This is a genomic window from Shigella sp. FC1967 (assembly GCF_001743005.1).
Classification (GTDB): domain Bacteria; phylum Pseudomonadota; class Gammaproteobacteria; order Enterobacterales; family Enterobacteriaceae; genus Proteus.
Genome location: NZ_MIIZ01000953.1, coordinates 1 through 1,640 on the forward strand (window position 1 = coordinate 1; position 1,640 = coordinate 1,640).

Consider the following 1,640-nt stretch of genomic DNA (forward strand, 5'->3'; position numbering starts at 1 on the left):
TTTTCGCCGTAGAGGAAGATTTCGGCCTTACCGGCACGAATAGCTTTCTCGATCTTCTCGATGCCAGGGGCACCGCCGTGGTCTTCCTGAATTAGCCGATCCGTTTCCTGTAGCAACACCGACATCGCCTTGAGGCTGGTGCCAGATGAATGATAGCGGACCTCTCCCTCTTCAAGAGCTACCCAGTCTACAGAGAAGAACCCAGGGTCAATTACAACGGTTTTTCCTCCCTGGATAATCTCCAGGAGGTCTTCATCTTTGGTTGAACTGACAACATCCATGTAAGCACCGGCAGGTTGAGGTACAACCACGACAGACTTAACCGCCACCGATCGTTTTGGCGTGATCTGGTGCTCGCCCTCAAGTCGAGCTTTCAACGCCTCTCTGCGCTCTACTTCCATGTACTGACTAACAGGCAGGCCAGTCACCAGCACATCAATCTCCTTCTGCTCGGACATCAGGAGTGCAGCGTAGAAAAGAGCCTTGTATGGATTGGTCGAAGGATAGTCGCCGTGAAGCTCACGCTCCCAACCTTGCAATCGGTCAGGCTCGACGCCTGCAACCCATTTCTCTCCATCAATCACAACCTGAATGCTGGACCCTGCACCGCCAGTTAACTGTTGTGGCATCAGTTCCAGTGGACCTGCCCCCACCGGCATAACGACTGTGCGAGCTTCCTCACCTTTATGCCCCATTGCCATTTTCAGGTTGGAGTAACCAATATCCAAACCCAGAACAAATTGACTCATGAAATCCTCCAAAGATTGCTTTTTGATTGCTTTTTGATTGCTTGCCGCGTGTTGGATAGAGAATAAGGCTAAAGGCGGGGACAAATGGCCTGTGTAATTGCCCAAAAGGGGCATTTAGATTGCTTTTCGGTGGTTTTTTGATCGTTGAACAAGGAAACCTATGGGAACGCTGCACGGATAGGTTCACATAAACAGACCTTACCCCTACATCGAGAACCGCTTTCCCTCCAGCACCGAGAGACGGCGGTAAAGAGGCAGTTGGAATCTTTGGTGCTATGTCCAATATATCTGGAATCTTTATTTATAGATTCACATTGAAAGAGGAGGTGAAAGAATAAGGGCGTCAAGATTCCAGATAGATAGAGGGAAATTTGACAAATTCCAAGGATGGGTTAGCCTAGAGACAGAACTAGATTCCAATAGTGGAATAATCAGTTTTAAATTCCAGATAGATAGTTATGTGGATAGGAATTGGATAGGAATTGGGAGGGTTTTGAGGTGAGTCCACCAACGGAGCGATGGCTAGATCTGCTAGATCCGAAGCTCGAAGAAGAACGATCCGAGATAACAGAGGATCTGCTAGAGGCAGAGGGACGTGAGTTTGTTGCAGAGGTACGGAGCAAACTGGATCACGCCTTAGCGGTTCTTGCTGTCGAGGCGCAGCAGGAAGCGGACATGTACTGGAACGCGCACAAATCGGCGCGTGAAGAAGCATCAGAGGACGAACAAGGGCGTGTCGGTACACGGGTTCGCATTCTAGGCGTATCACTCGTTGCAGAGTGGTATCGCAACAGATTTGTCGAACAGGTTCCCGGACAAAAGAAAAGGGTTCTATCGACACATATCAAGAAGGGTCGGGGTCATGCCTATAGCATGTCGCACTTCAAGAAA

At 49.3% G+C, this 1,640-nt stretch carries 2 protein-coding genes; one reads left to right on the plus strand and one right to left on the minus strand.

Going from position 1 to position 1,640, the window contains the following annotated elements; translation table 11 throughout:
- On the minus strand, positions 1 to 749 hold a 749-nt coding region (locus tag BHE89_RS16610), incomplete at its 3' end, for a ParM/StbA family protein (RefSeq protein WP_141008321.1).
- A 498-nt stretch (positions 750 to 1,247) separates the two neighbouring features.
- Between BHE89_RS16610 and mobI the strand changes: the two genes are divergently transcribed.
- The coding region (gene mobI / locus BHE89_RS16615; RefSeq protein WP_171742523.1) for a conjugative transfer protein MobI(A/C) at positions 1,248 to 1,640 on the plus strand (393 nt) is incomplete at its 3' end.